The 17,819-nt window shown below is 58.1% G+C and carries 19 protein-coding genes; 15 read left to right on the top strand and 4 right to left on the bottom strand.

What is annotated here, in order from left to right:
* Positions 1–80 precede the first annotated feature (80 nt).
* The 4 genes from AC2FH8_RS12245 (at position 81) to AC2FH8_RS12230 (ending at position 2,960) form a co-directional block, all read left to right on the top strand.
* Entirely contained in the window at positions 81–1,433 is a 1,353-nt protein-coding gene (locus AC2FH8_RS12245) for a mechanosensitive ion channel family protein (protein ID WP_142638378.1), read from the top strand.
* A 162-nt stretch (positions 1,434–1,595) separates the two neighbouring features.
* Entirely contained in the window at positions 1,596–1,958 is a 363-nt protein-coding gene (rsfS, locus tag AC2FH8_RS12240; RefSeq protein ID WP_142638376.1) for a ribosome silencing factor, read from the top strand.
* Between the two features lie 44 nt (positions 1,959–2,002).
* Positions 2,003–2,473: a 23S rRNA (pseudouridine(1915)-N(3))-methyltransferase RlmH gene (gene rlmH / locus AC2FH8_RS12235; protein WP_496689876.1), complete on the top strand. Its 471-nt coding sequence runs from the start codon at positions 2,003–2,005 to the stop codon at positions 2,471–2,473.
* A gap of 1 nt (position 2,474) precedes the next feature.
* Positions 2,475–2,960 carry a flavodoxin family protein gene (locus AC2FH8_RS12230; protein WP_271950897.1) on the top strand — a complete coding sequence of 162 codons (486 nt, stop codon included), beginning with the start codon at positions 2,475–2,477 and terminating at the stop codon, positions 2,958–2,960.
* A gap of 2 nt (positions 2,961–2,962) precedes the next feature.
* Here the strand turns inward: AC2FH8_RS12230 and AC2FH8_RS12225 are convergent, their stop codons facing one another.
* The 3 genes from AC2FH8_RS12225 to AC2FH8_RS12215 all read right to left on the bottom strand — a co-directional run bounded on the left by AC2FH8_RS12225 (position 2,963) and on the right by AC2FH8_RS12215 (position 4,770).
* Positions 2,963–3,310: a hypothetical protein gene (locus AC2FH8_RS12225; protein ID WP_142638371.1), complete on the bottom strand. Its 348-nt coding sequence runs from the start codon at positions 3,308–3,310 to the stop codon at positions 2,963–2,965.
* A 190-nt stretch (positions 3,311–3,500) separates the two neighbouring features.
* The gene (locus AC2FH8_RS12220) at positions 3,501–3,635 is read right to left on the bottom strand and encodes a hypothetical protein (RefSeq protein WP_271950893.1); all 135 of its coding nucleotides are present in this window, start codon (positions 3,633–3,635) and stop codon (positions 3,501–3,503) included.
* Between the two features lie 424 nt (positions 3,636–4,059).
* Positions 4,060–4,770, bottom strand: a complete 711-nt coding sequence (locus tag AC2FH8_RS12215) for a DUF599 domain-containing protein (protein WP_142638369.1) — start codon at positions 4,768–4,770, stop codon at positions 4,060–4,062.
* Positions 4,771–4,852: 82 nt separating this feature from the next.
* Between AC2FH8_RS12215 and AC2FH8_RS12210 the strand changes: the two genes are divergently transcribed.
* The 6 genes from AC2FH8_RS12210 (at position 4,853) to AC2FH8_RS12185 (ending at position 11,050) form a co-directional block, all read left to right on the top strand.
* Positions 4,853–6,301 (top strand): FAD-linked oxidase C-terminal domain-containing protein, encoded by a 1,449-nt coding sequence (locus tag AC2FH8_RS12210; protein WP_281995564.1) that lies wholly within the window; start codon positions 4,853–4,855, stop codon positions 6,299–6,301.
* A 21-nt stretch (positions 6,302–6,322) separates the two neighbouring features.
* Complete coding sequence (locus tag AC2FH8_RS12205; RefSeq protein ID WP_281995565.1) at positions 6,323–7,423, top strand: FAD-binding protein; 1,101 nt, start codon at positions 6,323–6,325, stop codon at positions 7,421–7,423.
* A gap of 4 nt (positions 7,424–7,427) precedes the next feature.
* Positions 7,428–8,750 (top strand): glycolate oxidase subunit GlcF, encoded by a 1,323-nt coding sequence (gene glcF, locus AC2FH8_RS12200; protein WP_281995566.1) that lies wholly within the window; start codon positions 7,428–7,430, stop codon positions 8,748–8,750.
* Positions 8,751–8,856: 106 nt separating this feature from the next.
* On the top strand, positions 8,857–9,648 hold the full coding sequence (locus AC2FH8_RS12195) for a trypsin-like serine peptidase (protein ID WP_271950881.1): 792 nt from the start codon (positions 8,857–8,859) through the stop codon (positions 9,646–9,648).
* 38 nt (positions 9,649–9,686) lie between these two features.
* Positions 9,687–10,460 (top strand): trypsin-like serine peptidase, encoded by a 774-nt coding sequence (locus tag AC2FH8_RS12190; protein ID WP_496689875.1) that lies wholly within the window; start codon positions 9,687–9,689, stop codon positions 10,458–10,460.
* Positions 10,461–10,582: 122 nt separating this feature from the next.
* Positions 10,583–11,050 carry an Hsp20 family protein gene (locus tag AC2FH8_RS12185; protein WP_496689874.1) on the top strand — a complete coding sequence of 156 codons (468 nt, stop codon included), beginning with the start codon at positions 10,583–10,585 and terminating at the stop codon, positions 11,048–11,050.
* Positions 11,051–11,172: 122 nt separating this feature from the next.
* Here AC2FH8_RS12185 and AC2FH8_RS12180 read toward each other — a convergent pair whose 3' ends face one another.
* Complete coding sequence (locus tag AC2FH8_RS12180) at positions 11,173–12,648, bottom strand: NAD-dependent succinate-semialdehyde dehydrogenase (RefSeq protein ID WP_496689873.1); 1,476 nt, start codon at positions 12,646–12,648, stop codon at positions 11,173–11,175.
* A 258-nt stretch (positions 12,649–12,906) separates the two neighbouring features.
* Here AC2FH8_RS12180 and AC2FH8_RS12175 point away from each other — a divergent pair, with 258 nt between their 5' ends.
* The 5 genes from AC2FH8_RS12175 to AC2FH8_RS12155 are packed head-to-tail and all read left to right on the top strand — an operon-like array spanning position 12,907 to position 17,788.
* Positions 12,907–13,986, top strand: coding sequence for a coiled-coil domain-containing protein (locus tag AC2FH8_RS12175; RefSeq protein ID WP_271950875.1), 1,080 nt, complete (start codon positions 12,907–12,909; stop codon positions 13,984–13,986).
* Positions 13,983–14,393 carry a hypothetical protein gene (locus AC2FH8_RS12170; RefSeq protein ID WP_496689872.1) on the top strand — a complete coding sequence of 137 codons (411 nt, stop codon included), beginning with the start codon at positions 13,983–13,985 and terminating at the stop codon, positions 14,391–14,393. The genes AC2FH8_RS12175 and AC2FH8_RS12170 overlap by 4 nt, the downstream gene beginning before the upstream one ends.
* Entirely contained in the window at positions 14,390–15,508 is a 1,119-nt protein-coding gene (locus AC2FH8_RS12165) for a hypothetical protein (RefSeq protein WP_281995568.1), read from the top strand. Before AC2FH8_RS12170 ends, AC2FH8_RS12165 begins: the two co-directional genes overlap by 4 nt.
* Before the next feature lie 22 nt (positions 15,509–15,530).
* Positions 15,531–17,459 carry an AAA family ATPase gene (locus AC2FH8_RS12160; RefSeq protein ID WP_496689871.1) on the top strand — a complete coding sequence of 643 codons (1,929 nt, stop codon included), beginning with the start codon at positions 15,531–15,533 and terminating at the stop codon, positions 17,457–17,459.
* The gene (locus AC2FH8_RS12155) at positions 17,456–17,788 is read left to right on the top strand and encodes a hypothetical protein (protein WP_281995570.1); all 333 of its coding nucleotides are present in this window, start codon (positions 17,456–17,458) and stop codon (positions 17,786–17,788) included. Before AC2FH8_RS12160 ends, AC2FH8_RS12155 begins: the two co-directional genes overlap by 4 nt.
* Positions 17,789–17,819: the final 31 nt, after the last annotated feature.

Below are 17,819 nucleotides of genomic sequence, written 5' to 3'. Positions count from 1 at the left end.
GTCCGTCAATCAAGGCGCAATCCTGCGGCGGGCTTGCATCATGCGTCAACGCTGTCCAAGCTGACAAGCAGGAGACGTGCATGAACCCAGACCTGATACCCAGTTCGCTGTCTGATCTGTATCAGACCATGATCGAGGCCTTTTCCCTGCAATTCGATAGACTGGTCGATCTGGTCATTACACCGGGCTGGCGCCAACATCAGCTGGTCATCATCCTGGGTCTCTGGGCGCTGGCCTATGTGTTGAAGCTGGTTACGCAGGGCCGATGGGAGGCCTGGGCCCGTGCCCGCTCTGGTTGGCCCAAATGGCGGTTGCGTACGCTGATCCAGCTGATGCAACGTCTAACGCTTGTCTATTTCGTCACGCTGTCCTGGATGCTGTATCTGGTGATGCAGCAGATCACCTGGCCATCGCGCAGCTATATCATCGGGGTGGTGGCAACATTGGCGACCGCCTGGCTGGCGATTGCGCTAGTGGCCCGTCTGGTCCGAAACCGGACGCTGCGGCGAATTTTCAAATGGGCAATGTGGGCCTATGCGACGCTGATTGCGCTGAATTTGACCGATGACGTCGCCGGGTTTCTGGATGGGGTGGCGATCTCGATCGGGGATCTGCACCTCTCGGCGTTGGGTATCCTCAAGGCGCTTTTGCTGATTGGCGTGTTGTTGACGCTGGCCCGTCTTGGCACCGGTGCTGCTGAACGTGGCCTCAAACGCAATGACGATATCTCGCCGTCAATGCAGGTCTTGTTGGCCAAGGGATTACAGGTCGTCATCTATGGCGCCGTCTTCATGGCCGCCATTCGGACGCTGGGCTTTGACTTGACGGGTATTGCGCTGTTGTCGGGGGCCATTGGCGTCGGCATCGGCTTTGGTTTGCAGAAAGTGGTGTCGAATCTGATCTCGGGCATCATCATCCTGATGGATCGGTCGATCAAACCGGGCGATGTGATTTCGCTGGGCGACACGTTCGGCTGGATCAACGCGCTGGGCGCGCGCTATGTCTCGGTGGTCACACGGGATGGGCGCGAATACCTGATCCCGAACGAGGATTTGATCACCAATCAGGTGGTAAACTGGTCGCATTCGGACCGGTTCGTGCGGCTGGATCTGACATTTGGCACTAGTTACACGGATGACCCCCATAATGTGCGGGCAACGGCAATCCATGCGGTTAAATCTGTCGAGCGTGTGCTCAGTGGCAGCGGACATGACGCGGTTTGCCATATCACCGGCTTCGGCGACAGCAGCGTGGACTATGTGCTGCGGTTCTGGATCAGCGATCCGACCAAAGGGCTGACCAATATACGGGGCAATGTCTATCTGGCGCTGTGGGACGCATTCCAGGCCGAAGGCATCTCGATCCCCTTCCCGCAGCGAGAGGTGCGCGTGCTGAACGACGACACCGATGCGCAACAGCTTGCCACCGACTAAGCAAACGTTGCGGCCCTTTGGCCCCGTGTTCATTGAAATGTTGCAATCTCCTTGCTACCTTATTAGTACCCCGGCGCCGGGATATCATGGCGCGCAGCAAAGGAGGACTATGTCCTGTCTCTACACACTCAGGCGGGTTTGCCCGCCGAAGATGGGGCCAACATGATGGCCCACTCTCAGTCAATCAGCGATAAGCTGCTTGAACGCATCCTTTCCTCACTTTCCGATGACAAGGCCGAAGACGTCGTGCAGATCAACCTGCAGGGCAAATCGTCCGTCGCGGATCACATGGTCATTGCCTCGGGTCGGTCGACCCGTCAGGTCTCGGCCATGGCGGAAAAGCTGACGGATCGCATCAAGCAGGAATTCGGTTTCACCTCGAAGGTCGAAGGCAAGGATGCCGGCGACTGGGTGCTGATCGATACGGGCGACGTGGTCGTTCATATCTTCCGCCCCGAAGTGCGTGAATTCTATCAGCTGGAAAAGATGTGGCAGCCTGCGGGCGGCAGCGCCTCGGCCAACTGAGGCGCTATCCCGGCCTGCATTAACGGGCCGGCGGCGAGAGAGATATGCGGATCAGCATAGTTGCGGTCGGGCGATTGCGCGCCGGACCCGAGAAATCCCTGCTTGATGATTACCTGACCCGATTTGATCGGACCGGCCGCGCGCTGGGCCTTGGGCCTGCGCGGGTGATCGAGGTCGAAGACAAGAAAAACGCAGGGATGGGGGCCGAGGCCACATTGCTGCGCAAGGCGCTGCCCAAAGGCACCGTAATCTGCACGCTGGATGAACGGGGGCGGGTGATGTCCTCGCCCGATTTTGCCCAAAAGCTGGGCGGTTGGCGCGATGCGGGGCGGCAGGATCTGGCGCTGATCATTGGCGGTGCCGACGGAATAGACCCTGATCTGCGCGCCGAGGCGGATTTCTCCATCTCTTTCGGGTCCATGGTCTGGCCCCACATGCTGGTCCGTGTGATGCTGGCCGAGCAACTTTATCGGGCCGCAACCATCCTGTCGGGCGGTCCCTATCACCGGGTCTGACATGGCGCAGCTATTGATCGTTTACCATTCACGCACCAGCGGCGCCCGGCAGATGGCCGAAGCTGCTGCCGAAGGTGCGCACGATGAGGCCGACACCGTTTTGAAGCCCGCAGAGCGGGCCGGACCCCAAGATCTGCTGGCCGCAGATGGCTATATCTTCTGCGCACCCGAAAACCTGGCGGCGATTTCGGGCGTGATGAAAGAGTTTTACGACCGCTGTTATTATCCGGTTCTTGGTCGCATCGAAGGTCGCCCCTATGCCCAGATGATCTGTGCCGGGTCAGACGGCGAAAACGCCGCGCGCCAGACGGCCCGGATCGCAACCGGTTGGCGGCTGAAAGAGGTCCAGCCCCCTCTGATCATATGCACCCACGCACAAACGCCCGAAGCAATCCTAGCCGAAAAGCGCATCCCCCAAGACGCGCTGCAGACATGCCGCGACTTGGGGCAGGCGATGGCCGCAGGGCTGGCGTTGGGCGTATTCTGAGGTCAGTTCAGCGGCACAACAATGGTTTCGTCTGCCCAGCCATCCACGCTGCAACGGGCCTGTATCTGGACCTGAGATGTACCATCAGGAATTGCCACCCCGCCCAGCGAGCGGGTAAAGGGCTGTTCCGTCTCATGCGGGTGATGCAACACACGCATCCCCAGCTCATTCCCGTCCATATCCAGCACACGCCAGCCATCGGCATAGTGATCCCATCCGGTGTCCGGATGCCGGATCGTCACGTCGAAACGCCAACTGCCACCGCTGGACGAGGCGTTGACCTGCTCGATCGTTGGCGGATCGGCTAGGGTGGGGCTGGCCAGAAAGGTGCAGAGAATCACATATCGCATGTTTCGATCCTAAACTCTTGGCGGTATAGAGCTTCGCTCTAATAGAATCAGCTCCCGGCCGAAGTCTATGGAATTGCCCACTGCAGCAAGGCTTATATTTGGAAGCATATTTTTAATGCAAGCTATGCAAGGTGAAACAGACAGTTATCGGAGCGTGTCTAGAGCACGAATTGAGCGTTCGATTCTCAAGCTACTGAGACCACTTGAACTTGCCAGTTTGTTTACCGTTCATGTCGTGAAAAGTACCCTTTCCACTGGGCTTGAACAAATAAACGACCCCGAATTCCTTGAAGACGACCTGCAGACCGTTCTTGGTCTTTGTCATCGGATTGTTTGCCGGCGAAGTATTAGTGTCTCGCAAGCACAAACCACTGTTGGATTTACAAGATACGATCTGCGGACTGTAAGGCCCTCCGTTCTTTGAGTGCCAGTCGGAAGTTACCGTAAGTCTGGACCCTGCCGCGATATCCTGAGCCAAGGCCGGTGACATCGAAGTCAACAAAGTTATTGCTATGCCTACGAACACTTTTTTCATGGAACTATCTTTCTTTAAAAAATTTGAAGCATCTTGGCAGATTTGAGTTAACTGTCAAATCTTGTCGGCAAGGATAATGCTACTCGGCTGCTCAGGACTCAGATCGGACAATCGTTGCGTGTTGACCAAAAGCTCGCTTCGACCCACATGAAAACCTGCTGGCAAAAAGTAAGAACCAAAAGCCGGGCGTCAACGCCACGGCGATGGCATGGGGTCACGACTGCGTGTTGCCAACCTGCGCCATCAAGATCGCGCGGGATTGCGAGGCGAATTCGCGTCGGTAAAGCAGGCCTGCAGTGATAACTGTGCCGACGATCAACGCGAGTGGCCCCAGAAACCATGCAAGCAAGGCCAGTGCGAAATAGGTAGAGCGCAGCCCGCGGTTAAAGCTGCGGGCGGCGGTGACACAGATCTCGGCCGATTGCGTGGCGCGGGGATAGGCGATGGGATTTTCGGGCTCATTCGGGACCGCGGCCATCAGTACCGCGCAATAGCCGAACAGACGATGCGCCCAGACATATTTCAGAAAGGCATTGGCCAGCAGCAGGACGACGGCGAGTATCTTGATCTCCCACACCAGGGCTGGAAAGCTGCCGATGGCCAGATCACTGGCGACACCGGCCAGACGCTCGGTATTGCCCAGCAGGGCCAGGCCACCACCGATGGCAATCATCGTGGTCGAGGCAAAGAAGGTACTGCCTTGCCGCATCGTGGCCACGACCTGCGCGTCAAACATCCTTGGCTGGCGTGTGACCATCTCGCGCATCCAGTCGCGGCGATACTCATCCATCATCAAGGCCACTGACCGCTTCTTTGGCGACGGGTTTTCGATCATCCACCCAAGGCACAGCCAGGCCCCCATCATCAGCGTTATGGCGGCAAAATCCAAAGGGGCAAACAGAGCGGCGCGGTCAATCCAGGTCATGGCCGTGACAGTACTTCCGGAAGTCGGAACTTGCCATACTGACAAATTGGTAATATTATTTTACCAAACCAAGGAGCCTGCCATGGAAATGCCAAAGCCAAGCCCTGATGTCCTGCGTCGCAAAGATGCGGTGGTGGCGCGCCTGTCGGGGGTTCTGCCGGACGACGCGATCATTTATGACCCGGCCGAGACACGCGCCTATGAATGCGATGCTTTGACCGCCTATAGATGCCCGCCGATGCTGGCGGTTTTGCCTTCGACAACGCAGCAGGTCTCGGATATCTTGCGCATTTGCCATGACGAAGGCGTACCGGTGGTACCGCGCGGTGCAGGTACGTCGCTGGCCGGGGGCGCGCTGCCAACAGCTGATTGCGTCATACTGGGCGTGGCCCGGATGAACGACGTGCTGGAGGTTGATTATGACAACCGATTCATCAAGGTCCAGACTGGGCGCACCAACCTGAGCGTCACCGGCGCGGTCGAGGAAGAGGATTTCTTTTATGCCCCCGATCCATCGTCGCAACTGGCTTGCGCGATTGCGGGCAATATCGCGATGAATTCCGGCGGGGCGCATTGCCTGAAATACGGGGTGACCACGAACAACCTGCTGGGTGTGACCCTGGTAATGATGGATGGCAGCGTAGTCGAAATCGGTGGCGCTCATCTGGACGCGCCGGGTCTTGACCTGCTGGGGGTGATCTGCGGGTCCGAAGGGCAACTGGGCGTTGTCACCGAAGCGACCTTGCGCATCCTGCGCAAGCCAGAAGGCGCACGGCCCGTCCTGATGGGGTTTGATGACAATGAAATCGCAGGCCAATGCGTTTCGGACATCATCAAGTCCGGTATCTTGCCTGTCGCGATTGAGTTCATGGATCGCCTGTGCATTCAGGCCTGCGAAAACTTTGCGCATGCCGGGTATCCGGAATGCGAAGCATTGTTGATTGTCGAGGTCGAAGGCTCGGAGGCCGAGATCGACAGCCAGCTGGCCAAGATTGTCGAGATTGCAAAACGCCACGATCCGGTCGAGCTGCGCGAGAGCCAGTCGGCGGATGAAAGCGCCCGGATCTGGTTGGGCCGCAAATCGGCCTTTGGCGCCATGGGGCAGATGAACGACTATATGTGCCTGGATGGGACCATCCCGGTATCGGCGCTGCCCGCCGTATTGCGCCGGATTGGTGAGCTGAGCGATGAGTTCGGCCTGCCGGTTGGAAATGTATTCCATGCCGGTGACGGGAACATGCACCCTTTGATCCTGTTTGATGCCAACAAACCCGGCGACCTCGAAAAATGTGAGGCGTTCGGGGCGGAAATCCTGAAACTTTGTGTGGATGAGGGCGGTTGCCTGACCGGCGAGCACGGTGTGGGAATCGAAAAGCGCGATCTGATGCATCATCAATATGCCCCTGCCGATCTTGAAGCGCAGATGGCGGTTAAAGATGTGTTCGATCCAGGATGGTTGCTGAACCCGGCTAAAGTGTTCCCGCTGGACGCCTCCGAACCGCGTCGCAACCCGCAAATAGCCGAAAAATAGGCTCTAACAAAGAGATATATGATGAAACCCACGTCCGAAACTGAACTGGCCCAGATGGTTGCCGGACTTACAGGTGCCGTGCGTATCACAGGCGGCGGCACTCGTGGCATTGCGGGTTCCGGCCAAGTGATTGAAACCTGCGGGATGACAGGCATCACACTGTATGAACCCGGCGCCTTAACGCTGGTTGCGCAGGCCGGAACACCGCTAGCCGAGGTTGAGGCCGCATTGGACGCCGAGGGCCAGCAACTGGCCTTTGAGCCGATGGACCATCGCAGCCTGTTGGGCACCCAAGGCGAGCCGACCATCGGCGGTGTGGTTGCCGCCAACATCTCGGGGCCGCGCCGCATTCAGGCAGGCGCATGTCGCGATTTCTTACTGGGGGTGCGATATGTCGATGGCACCGGGCAGGTGATCAAAAATGGCGGGCGGGTGATGAAGAATGTCACTGGCTATGATCTGGTCAAGCTGATCTGTGGGTCCTGGGGAACGTTGGGCGTGCTGACCGAAGTGTCGCTGAAAGTCCTGCCCAAGCCGGAACACACAGCAACGCTGTCAGTGACCGTATCTAATGCAGAAGCAGCGATAAAAACGCTGTCCGCAGCGCTTAGATCTCCGTTCGAGGTCACTGGCGCAGCTTATGACCCGGAGTGCGAAAAAGCCTTTGTTAGGGTCGAAGGATTTGCAGGCTCCGTCGCTTACAGAACCGAGAGGCTGACATCCGAACTGTCTGGGTTCGGCCAGATCGCAAATGTCGATGAACCGGCAACGCTGTGGACGGCGACCCGCGATGTTCACGCGTTCCGGGGCAAGGCTGGCGACGTGTGGCGTCTGTCTGTCACGCCCGGTGACGCCCCGATGATCGCGGCGCGGGCCGAGGCTGAACAGGTGTTCTACGACTGGGGCGGCGGTCTGATCTGGCTGCGCCTTCCTGCGGGAACCGATTTGCGGGCGCGACTTGGCACTTTTTCTGGTCATGCAACCCTTGTGCGCGGCGATGCGGAAACGGTCGAGCGGCTGGGCCGGCTCCAGCCTGAGAGTGTAGCTATACAGGCTCTAATAAAAGGCATTCGGGCGAAATTTGATCCCCGAGGGCTGTTTAACCCGGGGCTGATGGGGTAGGGCAATGCAGACAGATTTCACCGAAAAACAGCTGCAGGATCCGGCGATCCAACGCTCGAACCAGATCCTGCGCAGCTGTGTTCATTGCGGCTTTTGTACCGCCACTTGCCCGACTTATCAGGTGCTGGGGGATGAGCTCGACAGCCCGCGCGGACGGATCTACCTGATCAAGGACATGCTTGAGAATGAGCGTGTCCCGGATGAGAAAACCGTCAAACATATCGACCGCTGCCTGTCCTGTCTGGCCTGCATGACCACCTGTCCGTCGGGCGTTCACTATATGCATCTGGTCGATCACGCGCGCGAGTATATCGAGCAGAATTACAAACGCCCGCTGACCGATCGCCTTCTGCGTTGGGTTCTGGCGCAGATTCTGCCCTATCCGATGCGGTTTCGCTGGGCCCTGATCGGGGCCAAGCTGGGCCGTCCCTTCCGGTTTCTGATGCCGGATGCGCGGCTGCGGGCGATGCTGGAGATGGCACCAAAACATATCCCTCCGGTCAGCCGCAACGATGACCCGCAACGCTTTGCCCCTAAAGGAGCGCCGAAAAAGCGCGTGGCACTGATGACAGGCTGCGCCCAAAAGGCGCTGAACACGGATATCAACGACGCCACGATTCGCCTGCTGACCCGACTGGGCTGCGAAGTCGTTGTGGCCAAAGGCGCGGGATGCTGTGGTGCGCTGACCCATCACATGGGCAAGGTAGCTGACAGCCATAAAGCGGCGGCGGCCAATATACAGGCCTGGACCAGAGAGATCGATGGCCAGGGGCTGGATGCCATCGTCATCAACACCTCAGGTTGTGGTACGACCGTCAAGGATTACGGGCACATGTTCCGAAACGAGGCTTTGGCGGCAGATGCCGCGCGGGTTTCGGCGATTGCCATGGATATCAGCGAATTGCTGGTGCAACTGGACCTGCCCGGAGGCCAGCACAAGGGCATGACCGTCGCCTATCATGCCGCTTGTTCTTTGCAGCATGGGCAAAAGATCAAAAACCATCCCAAAGACCTGTTGAAGAATGCGGGTTTCACCGTGTTAGAGCCTTCTGACAGCCATCTGTGCTGTGGCAGCGCCGGGACCTATAACCTGATGCAGCCTGAAATCTCGGGTCAGTTAAAGCAACGCAAGGTTCGGACGCTTGAGGCTAAGAACCCTGATGTTATCGCTGCAGGCAATATTGGTTGCATGATGCAGATCGGTTCGGCCACGCAGATACCTATTTTGCATACGGTCGAGCTGTTGGATTGGTCCACAGGCGGGCCGTTGCCGCGTGCGATGCAGCAGGGTCATGAGATGGGAACGGCCGTGCCGATCCTGCGTTAGCTGCCTGATGCAGGGCTGCATCAGATAGAACGGGAAACGTACCGGCCCTATTTTCGCCGTACCCGACAGCTATGAGTATGCGCTGGAAGCAACGCCGGAGAACCGCTTGAAAAACTGGATCAAGGCTTTTGCGCTGGCACTCATGCCGATGGCCGTACTGGCGCAGGATAGCGGGCTGAAAAGTCTGGACACCACAGATGCCGGGCGGGCCTGGATGGCTGTCGGGCGCTTGAATATTGACGGCGAAGCATTCTGCACCGCGACGCTGATTGCGCAGAACCAGGTGCTGACGGCAGCGCATTGTCTTTATGATAAGGCCACAGGCCAACGTATTGACCTGTCTAAGGTCGAATTTCTTGCCGCCTGGCGTCTGGGTCGGGCATCAGCCTATCGTGCGGCGCGCAGGGCGGTGATTCACCCCGATTACTTTTACGACGACGAAACCCCGACCAACCGGATCGGTAGCGATATTGCGCTGATCGAGCTATGGCAGCCAATCCGCAGTACCTCGGTCATTCCATTTGATACCGGCGATCGGCCCGTTCGCGGACAGGAAGTTGGGGTTGTGTCCTATGCGAAGGACCGCGCCGAGGCGCCATCATTGCAGGAGGTCTGCTCGGTCGTGACCGGCGTTTCCGAGGTTCTTGTCCTGTCCTGTGATGTCGAGTTTGGATCCTCCGGCGCCCCGGTATTTGCGTTCGAGGGCGAAAGACCACGGATCGTCTCGGTCGTGGCGGCCAAGGCGGAATTCAATGGCGAGCCTGTGGCCATAGGTACCGCGGTCGAGGTTTCGTTGCCTTTGCTGCGGAGTGAACTGTCCGCCGGGCGAGGGTTCAGCGGCTCGGAAACCGGCGATTCGGCAAGCCGTCATATTGGCGCCAGGTTCGTCCGGCCATGATGCGATTTTGGGCAAGCCTGTTTTTATGCCTGGCTATGATGACAACGATGTCACAGGCGCAAAGTGCAAAACGCAAACTCACCGACCGCGATGACCTATATGGCTGGGAGGCCATCGGCCGCCTGGATATCGGCGCCGAGGGGTTTTGTACGGGTACGTTGATCGCACAGGATCTGGTACTGACCGCGGCCCATTGCGCCTTGGACAAAAGAACCGGTCAACCCTATGGGCCGGGGCAGGTAACCTTTCGGGCAGGGCTAAGCGACGGAACTGCGTTGGCAGATCGCAAGGTGGTGCAGATCGCGGCACATCCGGATTACACACGTTTCGCTCAACTGTCGCCCGATGCCGTGCGCGTTGATGTCGCGTTGATGCGGCTGGATCAACCGATCCCCTATTCCGTGGCCGATCCCTTTGCGTTGCATAACGGACGCGTGGCGGGGGATGAGGTCAGTCTTGCATCGTATGGTCGGGGCCGATCGAATGCGATTACGCGGGAACGGTCCTGCAAAATCCTGCAGCGCTATCAGGGCCTGATCACATTCAACTGCGACATTACCTTTGGGTCCTCGGGTTCGGCTCTGTTGGCGCGAAACGGTCCGCGCTGGCAAATACTTTCAGTAGTCTCTGCAGTTGGTACGGATGGTCGGCAGAAAGTGGGATTCGGTATGGAATTGCAGGAAATTGTGGCCGATCTGAAGGCGACTCTGCGCCGGGATGCCCCTAAACCAAAGGCGACAATAAAGCGATTGCAGGTGGGATCAGGCAAGTCGGATACCGGTGCGAAATTCATCAGCTCCGGAGGGGGTTGAACTCGGCCAGAACGTTTCCCATGTCAAATGTATCGGGTCGCCGCAAACGGGGCCTGAGACAATCGAACGCCCGTCCGATCGGAGGGCATTACGTTCATCGCTCAAACATGAGGATACGACATATGCGTACATTTGACTTTGCACCGCTGCACCGCGCCACTGTAGGTTTTGACCAGATCGCTGACATGATGGATCGCGTTCTGACCAATGATGTGGCTCAACCCAGCTATCCGCCCTACAACATCGAAAAAACCGATGTCGACACCTATCGTATCTCGGTTGCTGTTGCCGGTTTTGCCGAGGCCGATCTTTCGGTCGAAGTGAAAGAGAATTCGTTGGTCGTCGCCGGTAAGAAAACTGCGGAAGACAAAGATCGCAGCTATCTGCACCGCGGTATCGCCACCCGCGCGTTCGAGCGCCGTTTTGCCCTTGCCGACCACGTTCGTGTCACCGGTGCCAGCCATGAGAACGGCATGCTGAATATCGATCTCAAGCGCGAGGTGCCCGAAGCCCTGAAAGCCCGCCGGATCGAGATTTCGTCCAGCAAGGCCATCGAAAAGGATGTGGTTGACGCCAAAGCCGTAAACTGAGGCAGTCAGTCACCACGCCGCGGTAATCGTTCCTCTCTGGATTACCGCACCATGCGCCCCGCGTTCCTCCAGACGCGGGGCGTTGCCTTTACGGCCAGCTGTTCAGCGAAGGTTTGGGCGGATTAGACCGACAGGCAGATGTATTTCATCTCCAGATAGTCTTCCATGCCGTGATGGCTGCCTTCGCGGCCCAAGCCGGATTGTTTGACGCCGCCGAACGGGCCCAACTCGGTTGAGATGATGCCGGTGTTCACACCAACGATCCCGTATTCCAACGCCTCGGCCACTTTGTAAACGCGGCTGAGATCTTTGGCATAGAAATACGAGGCCAGACCAAAGATCGTGTCATTGGCCATGGCGATCACGTCGTCTTCATCCTCGAACTTGAACAGCGGTGCCAGCGGGCCAAAGGTTTCATCCTGCGCCACCAGCATGTCCTGCGTCACACCGGTGACAATGGTCGGCTCAAAGAAGGTGCCGCCCAGATCGTGCGGCAGGCCACCGGTCAGGATCGCGCCGCCTTTGTCGGTTACGTCTTTGATGTGTTCTTGCACCTTGGCAACGGCGTCATCATTGATCAGCGGTCCGGTGGTGATGCCTTCGTTCAGGCCGTCGCCGACGTTCAGAGCCTCGACCGCGGCCTTCAACTTGGCAGCAAACGCGTCATAGACACCGGCCTGCACATAGATGCGGTTGGCGCAGACACAGGTCTGGCCGTTATTGCGGAACTTGCACATCATCGCGCCTTCGACGGCGGCATCCAGATCGGCATCGTCAAACACGATGAACGGCGCATTGCCGCCCAGTTCCATCGAGCATTTCATCACCTGTTCCGCCGCCTGCCGCAGCAGGATGCGCCCCACCTCGGTCGAGCCGGTAAAGGTCAGCTTGCGCACGCCGGGGTTTTCGCAGAACTCCTTGCCGATTTCGCTGGCGCGCGACGAGGGCACCACGTTGAACACACCGGCGGGGATGCCTGCCTGCTGGGCCAATGCGCCCAGAACCAGCGCCGACAAGGGTGTCTCGGCGGCAGGCCGGGCGACAAAGGCGCATCCGGCGGCAAGCGCCGGCCCGGCCTTACGGGTGATCATCGCATTGGGGAAGTTCCAGGGCGTGATCGAGGCCGCAACGCCGATGGGCTGCTTCAGCACCATGATGCGTTTGTCGCGCTGATGACCTGGAATAGTCTCGCCATAAACGCGCTTGGCCTCTTCGCCGAAAAACTCGATGAACGAGGCACCATAGCCGATCTCACCCACGGCTTCGGCCAGCGGCTTGCCCTGTTCGGCGGTCAGAATCTTGCCCAGATCCTCGGCGTTTTCCATCATCAGATCGTACCAGCGGCGCAGGATCACGGCGCGTTCCTTGCCGGTCAGCTTGGCCCATTCCTTTTGCGCGGCCTCGGCCTGTGCGATGGCACCTGCAACCTGCGCGCGGCTCAGGTCGGCGACCTCGGCGATCACATCGCCCCGTGCAGGGTTGGTGACGGAAAACGTCCCATTGTCACCATCGACCCACTGGCCGCCAATATAGGCCTTGGTCACCAGCAGATCGGGGTTTTTCAGAATGGATTTCAGGTCGGTCGTAGTATCCAGCATGGGTCGGACTCCGGCAGAAAAGGGTTTGCGCGCACCCAAACAGGTGGCGTCGCATTTGTCTATGTCCACTCGGCGGGCAGGATCAATCCAGATTTGATCAAATTCATCGTTGCAGAGTGCAGATATCTCGCCTGCGTGGCCTATCTTTTTCGATACGAAATTGTAAAAGTCTCGGTGATTTGAGGGATCAAGGGGATGTAAATGAACATAACATTCCCTATCTTATTGGGTAAATAAAGAAAACAGGGGACAGCAGAGATGTCGAACCAGCAATTCGAAGCGTTGATTGAAGAAACACAGACGAAAGTGCGCGAAAGCCAGTCGCAGATCCAAGGGCTGACCTCGCGGATTGAGGCTGCACGGGCCAAGATTGGCACGGCCGAGGCGGATATCGATATCGAGAACGCCACTTTGGAAGATGTGCACGCCCATACCGAAGTCATGAACGCCAATATCGCCGAGCTGATCATGGGTCTGGATGACGTCACCAGCGCATTCTCTAAGGATTTTGACGAGATGCGCTCAAAATCCGGGTGGGAAACGTTTGTTGGCATCTTCTCGAAGGGTAAATCTGAATCGATGCGGCAGGAGCGGATGCGCACAGCCAGTATTGACGACAAGCTGCAGGACCTGATCGCCAAATCCGACGTGATCGTGAAGCTGCTGGAAGGGCAGCTGTCGGTGCTGGAAGAACAGCGCGTGAAGGTTGAAAACAACCTGACCGGCACGCTGGACGACCGTGAGGCCACCGTGGCCGAGCTGGAGGCATTGCGCGCCGAAATTCAGGGCATGGACCCGACAATCATCACGTTGGAGAACAAGATCAGCGTCGAACAAGACGCCGCCGCGCGCACCCAGCTGGAGACCGAACTGGCTGAGCTGAACAAGCAATACAACGCCAAGGTTCAGGAAGAGCAGGTCAAGCTGGCCAAGTCGCAAACGCTGGAGCGTTATATCGAAAAGGGCAAGACCTGGGTCGATTCCCTGCAAAACCAGGCGGCGACGCAGATGGTGCTGATCAACAAGCTGCAGACAGACACGCAACAGCGCGTGGTGCTGTATGACGCGCTGACCAAATCGCTGAAAACCGCGCAGCAGCAGGACGTGGCCCACCGCATCAACGAGATCGGCGTGCAGACCGACCAAGAGGCGCAAACCGCCATGGCCTCGATCGGCACCGCGACCAACCAGAAAATGGCCGACATGCTCGAGGCGCATGAGGACCACATGGTCTTTGCCCGCGATGTGCTGGAGAAAAAGGCCAAGGCAGATGAACGCTTTGCCCGCCGGTTTGCCTCGATTGTCGAGAAGCATGACAAGAATTTGTATGGTGGGTGAGCCCATTGCTCAAGATGACACGAGACATTTGTATATCAGCTTGGCTGGCGGCCTGGTTTGTCGCCATGGGATTCAGTCTAGTTTTCGAAGCTTACATGTTCGGGCTAGTTGCATTTTGGTCTTTGATGCCAGGGTTCTTTTTGATCCACCAATTTGCGCGGCTGACATCCGCTTCGAAAAAAGAAATGAGCCAAGAAATCAGCTTTGGCGAATCCATTCGATCCAAAAATTTATGGCTAAAATATGCGAAGGTATGGGCGCTGCCTTTCGCATGCATGCTTTACTTGTTCCCAAAGTTCTTGGAAGTGGGGGTGCCTCTGATCGTGGTTGTAGGGCTCGGTGCAATAAATTTTGTGGCTCAAGTAGATAGTTGCAGAAGAGAACTCTATCAGACGCGCGCCCAATGACTAACCTCACCCAAGACCATGTCGGCCTGACCGACACCCTCGCCTCGCGCCGCTATTTCCGCAAATTCGAGGTGATCACCGTCCACCTTCTGCGCGTGGCCGCAACGATGGAGGCTGAGGGCGCGATCAGCAAGCAAGAGGTGCGGACCGTGTCGCGCTACCTCTCTGGGCTGCTCTACACATTCCGCGCGCTGTCCATGAAATACCTGCTGGTCGGGCGCGATACGGGGCGGTTCTTTGGCAGCCTCGCCATGGACAAGCGCGACAGCGGGTTTCCGGTGGCGGCCGAGCTGCTGACCATGGCCAATGACGCGCAGCAGGCGCAGGTGCATCTTGCGAATATGCCGTCCGAGGATGAGCTGAAAACCGATATGGTTCGAACCATCATCAGCGACCGGGAGATCCCGACCAAGCTGCAATTCGCGCTGTCCCAAAGGCTCTATTACGAGGAATTGCTGAAGGGTGAGCTGTTCTGGGCCCGTAATGATCCCGAATGTCACTGGATTGGCAATGAGGGCGAGCGGCGCAGGTTCCTGATCCACTGGGCCGTGTACGACAGCCAGATCAACCTGCCGGTCATCTACCTGATGGAGTTGGAGGATTCGGGGCGCACGGCCCTGCCCAAAGATCAACGCCGCTGGCCCGAAGTGCAGGCGCATCTGATGGCGCAATCCTTGGGTGGGTTGAAACTGGTGACCATTGCCAAAGGCTTTGATCAGGATTTCGACGACCTGCATCCCAAACACCTGCGCCGCATTCATGTGGGGCCAATGTATTCCTCGGCCTTTACCGAGCAATCCGGCCCGCTGCGGCAGGTGCTGGAGGATGCGAAATCCCCTGCGGGTCAGGATTGGGCCTTGGCCTGGACCACTGAAGCGCTGCGAAGCGAGGATGTGATTCAGGAACGCTCAGGCTGGTTCGGGACCGTAGACCGCGAGGTCTTTGCGCTGGACCCATTCGGCGGGCAGGGGGCCGAGACGGGGGCGACGCAAACCGAGCGCTCGATCATTCTGCCACAACGCCCGTTCCAGGTACTGGCCGAGCGCAACCCGCCGGGTTTTGCCGACGTGCGCAAGTTCGTCGTCAGCAAGACCGGGCAGGTGTTGAGATATTGAAGACAGTAAAGGCTATTTTGAGATGAGTTTGACGTCAGACCAGATGGAATTGCGCGAAGACGATATTCGCAACCACTACACCGCGGCCACCGCCTTGCTGAACGGGTTCGAGCACGCGCCGCGGATTGCCAAAGCGGTTGAGGCCGCGGTTGAGAGGTCGCCGGGCGTCTCCACAGGTCGGCGGTTTCGGTCCACCACGCCAGGTTTGGTGACACGGCGGACCGTGCGGGCTGACGGGGTGCATCTGGTGGAACGGATCGAGGCGTCAGATGACGGCGATGCGCTGGTTTCACCCCCGCAGGCCACCACGCAGCAGGCCATTCGTCGCGCCATCGCCATCGCTCTGGCGGTGTCTGAAGCCTATGCCGAACAGACCCCGCTGGCTGATCTCAAACGCGCGAACCTGGCGGGGGATCTGCCCGCCGCGCGCAAGACAGAATTCTCGGAACTGCTGACGGCCGAGGCGCTGATCACCTCGCACAGTTTCGGCAATGCACTGGCCTATCTGATGTCGTCGCATCTGGGTGAAACCACCGTTGATATTGGAGAAATCGAAGAGGTTCTGACCGACAATGGCCAGCTTGCCCTGCATGGCGCGCTGTGGGAGTTGGACCAGACCCTGGCCAAACACGCGCCCGATGATGCGCATTTGATCGCGGCCACAAGCGCCTATGCCGAGCAGCTGATGGACAAGGCCGCCCTGCGTGCCCAATCTGCAGGCCAACTGGCCCCGTTCCAGAACGCCGCATGGCACATCGAGGCTGATGATCTGACGATCCGGGGGTTCGAACCAGCTTCCAAGGCGAAGTCCACCACCCTCACCATGACGTTCAAGAAACCGAACGAGGTGGTCGGCAACCATATCGCCAAGTATCAGGCGATGAAGTTGGCCAAGATGGTGATGGCCTATGATTTCGATCGTCGTCTGAACCCGTTCGCCGAACTCGGCGGGTTCATCTTTACTTTCATGGGCGACGGCAAACCGGGCACCGGCAAGACCACCCTGATTCAGATGATGGCCGGGCTGATCAACGATTATTGCCAGAACGCGGGTTATCCGTTCCGCTATCAGAACCTGAGCACCGACAATATCGACAGCTATCAGGGCAAATCCGGCCAGAACGCCAAGGCGTTTATCAACACGATCATCGACCCCTCGGTCATCGGCTTTGGCACCATCGACGATATCGACCAGCTGGCAGGCAAGCGCGGCGACCGGCAGTCCAGCGCGGGGCAACTGGAAATCACCGCAGTGCTGATGGAAAGCTTTGCGGGCGCCAACACCGTCGTGCGCGGCAACTGTACCTTTGGCATGTTCTCGAACTACCCCGAGAATGTGGACGACGCCCTGCGCCAGAGGGCGGGCGCACGGTTTCTGGTGGACGGGCCGCAAACACGCGAGGATTACATCGACATCCTGCACCTGCTGATGGGCCGCAACCATGACATCCCGCTGGGCGAGCACGAAGCCTATGCCGCGCAAGAGATCAAGAAGGCCGTCGCTGCCAGTTTCGAAAGCCACTCCCGGCCGCATGAAGAGGCTCTCTTGCAGGTCTATGACCGGGTTTCAGGGCAGATCGGGCAGTTGGACACGATTGCCAAGATGGGCACCTACCTGAAGGCGATCCAACAGGCGGATGAACGGTTCACCGGCCGCGCGATCAAGAACATCACCGATGCGGTCAAGGTCCGCGCGATGGATTTCGAACTGCCCGACGAATGGATGGAGAACCCCGACCTGTTCCTGTTCCGCGACTACGTCACCAAGAAGGCCATGATCGAGGACCTGCGCCAGCCGATCACGGTGGAAATGGTGATGCAAGAGATCAATCGCTACGCCGACAGCGAGTTCCGCTATGCCGACAAGAGCGACGAGGTCGCCATCGACAACGCGGTGCGTGAGATGGGCCGGATGGAAGAGGCCAAGCGGCGGTATCTGGAGGGGAAGTGACCTATCTGATCGCCATAGGTCTACCGCTACTGGTGAGTACTGCGGTTGCTATACTAATAGGTTTACGAGCCTATCACACGGCTCGTGCGACCAAAGAGAATGGAAAGGAATGGCTTCTTCCATTGTTGGCCTACGGTGCGGCTTGCGCACCTCTAACAATTCTTGCCAGCTATGCTTTAACGGATGTTTTTGTCGACCGCTTTGCTGTGGACGCTGGCAACGCAAATCCCGCAGATGTTATGGTCTATTTTCAGCTACAGTTCTGGTTGATAGCAATACCCGTTGGATTCGCGATCATTTTTGCCTTCGCAAGAGGATTGCGCGCATGAGTTTTGAGTTAGAGAAAATCGTGGTTCTGGT

Source organism: Ruegeria sp. CDSC025, assembly GCF_059610805.1.
The sequence above is the reverse complement of the archived record's forward strand: the minus strand, read 5'-3'. Positions and strand labels throughout refer to the sequence as shown.